1 protein-coding gene is annotated in these 2,665 nt (G+C 73.6%); it reads right to left on the bottom strand.

Going from position 1 to position 2,665, the window contains the following annotated elements:
- Window positions 1–39: 39 nt before the first annotated feature.
- The coding region (locus LCD31_RS18085; protein WP_224959671.1) for an Rne/Rng family ribonuclease at window positions 40–2,665 on the bottom strand (2,626 nt) is incomplete at its 5' end.

Raw genomic sequence — 2,665 nt, 5'->3', positions numbered from 1 at the left:
GGGCCGGGGAGCCCCCGACCCCGCCCGCGGCGGTGCTGCTCAGCTCTCGGAGCTCGCTCCGGCGGTGGCGTCCGCGGCGTCGCCGGGGACGGCCTCCGGGGAGTTCGTCGGCGCGGCCGCGGCCCGGGACGCCGCCCGGCGCCGCGGCCTGCGGGTGACCGAGGCCGTCGCGGGCGCCGGCGCCTCCGGGACCCCGTTGGTGGCGGGCTCGGCCGGCTTCTCCACCGCGAGGACCACCGGCTCGGCCGATGCTCCCGCGCTGCCCGCCGGGCGGCTGACCTTGCGCCGCCGGGAGCGGCCGTTGGTCTCACCGGACTCCGGCTGCTGGGCGGCCGGGGATGCGGGCTGCTGCTGCGCGGAGTGCTGCGCGGGCCGCTGCTCGACCGGGGCGGCGGGTTCGGCCGCCTGCTCCTGCTTCGCGGGCTTGCCGCCGTGCTCGCCAGGGGCCTGCTCGGCGGTGTCCTGCTTGCCGCCGTCCTTCCGGCCCGAGTCCTGCTCGGCGGGCTTGCCCTGCTCGCGCTTGCCGCCGCCGTGCTTGCCGCCGTCCTGCTTGCCGGAGTCCTTGGCCGACTCGTGCTTGCCGGAGTCCTGCTTGGCGGAGTCCTTGCCCGACTCCTGCTTGCCCGAATCCTTGCCGGACTCCTGCTTGCCGGACTCCTGCTTGGCAGAGTCCTGCTTGCTCTGGGCGTCCTTCGAGGACTGCTCCTGCACGGCCCCGTTGCGCTCGCCGTGCTGCGCACCGTCCGAGTCCCCGGAGCCGTCGTGCTTGCCCTTGTTGCGGTTCCGGCGCGAGCCGCCGCCACCGCCGCCGCCGGAGTTCCCACCGCCGTGCTGGTGCACCACCGGGTCCGTCGAGACCATCAGGCCCCGTCCGCGGCAGTGCTCGCACGTGCTGCTGTAGGCCTCCAGGAGACCGGTGCCGACCCGCTTGCGGGTCATCTGCACCAGCCCGAGCGAGGTCACCTCGGCGACCTGGTGCCGGGTGCGGTCCCGCCCGAGGCACTCGGTGAGCCTGCGCAGCACCAGGTCCCGGTTGGACTCCAGCACCATGTCGATGAAGTCGATCACGATGATGCCGCCGATGTCGCGCAGCCGCAGCTGGCGCACGATCTCCTCGGCCGCCTCCAGGTTGTTCCTGGTGACCGTCTCCTCCAGGTTGCCGCCCGAGCCGGTGAACTTGCCGGTGTTGACGTCGATGACGGTCATCGCCTCGGTGCGGTCGATCACCAGGTAGCCACCGGAGGGCAACCAGACCTTGCGGTCCAGCGCCTTCGCGATCTGCTCGGTGATCCGCTGCTCGGTGAAGACGTCGCCCTTGCCGGTGTGCTTGGTGAGCCGGCTCATCAGGTCCGGCGCCACGTGCTGCACGTAGGCCTCGATGGTGTCCCACGCGTCGCCGCCCTGGACGACCAGCGAGGAGAAGTCCTCGGTGAACAGGTCCCGCACGACCTTGATCAGCAGGTCGGGCTCCTCGTAGAGCAGCTGCGGCGCCTGGGCCTTCGGGGCGTCGGCCTTCTCCTTGATGACCTCCCACTGGGCCTGCAGGCGGCGCACGTCGCGGTCCAGGGCCTCTTCGCTGGTGCCCTCGGAGGCGGTGCGGATGATCACACCGGCGTTGTCCGGGACGATCCGCTTGAGGATCTCCTTGAGCCGCTTGCGCTCGTTGTCCGGCAGCTTCCGGCTGATGCCGGTGGCACCGCCGCCGGGCACGTACACCAGGAACCGGCCGGGCAGGCTGATCTGGGTGGTCAGCCGGGCGCCCTTGTGACCGACGGGGTCCTTGGTGACCTGGACCAGGACGCTGTCGCCGGTGGACAGGGCCTGCTCGATGCGGCGCGCCTTGCCCGCGAGCCCGGCGGCGTCCCAGTCGACCTCGCCCGCGTACAGCACGGCGTTGCGGCCGCGGCCGATGTCGACGAACGCGGCTTCCATGCTGGGCAGCACGTTCTGCACGCGGCCCAGGTACACGTTGCCGACGAGCGAGCCGGAGCCGGAGGCGGTGACGAAGTTCTCGACGAGGACGTTGTCCTCCAGCACCGCGATCTGGGTCTGGTCGCCGTTCTCGCGCACCACCATGCTGCGGTCCACCGCTTCGCGGCGGGCGAGGAACTCGGACTCGGACAGCACCGGGGCCCGGCGGCGACCGGCTTCGCGGCCGTCGCGGCGGCGCTGGCGCTTGGCCTCCAGCCGCGTGGAGCCCTTGATCGCGCGGACCTCGTCGTCGCTGCTCTCCTGGCGGCCGTTGTCCTGCCGCTCCTCCCGGACGTGCACGACGGTGTTCGGCGGATCGTCGTCCCGCGACGGTCCGTCGTCGTCCCCGGCGCCCTTGCGGCGGCGGCGACGGCGGCGACGGCGGCTGGAGTCCTCACCGCCGCCCTCGGCGGGCGCGTCGGCGGACTTGGTGTCCTTCTCGTCCTCGGCGGCCGCGTCGGCGGAGTCCTCGCGGGTGTCGTCCTTGCGGCCGCCGTCCTTGCGGGAGTCCTTCCGACCCTTGCCGGGCTTGTCCTGCTTGCCGGGCTTCTCGGCCTCGTCCTCGGGCTGCTCGTCGCCCGCTTCGGACTGCTCGCCTTCGCCGCCCTTGCCGCGGCCGCGGCCGCGGCGCCCGCGGCGGCGCCGGCGGCGGGCGCCCGTCTCGGGGGAGCCCGCCGCCCCATACGCCCCCGCG

The sequence above is a fragment of the Saccharopolyspora sp. 6M genome (genome assembly GCF_020176775.1).
Classification (GTDB): domain Bacteria; phylum Actinomycetota; class Actinomycetes; order Mycobacteriales; family Pseudonocardiaceae; genus Saccharopolyspora_C; species Saccharopolyspora_C gregorii.
The sequence above is the reverse complement of the archived record's forward strand: the minus strand, read 5'-3'. Positions and strand labels throughout refer to the sequence as shown.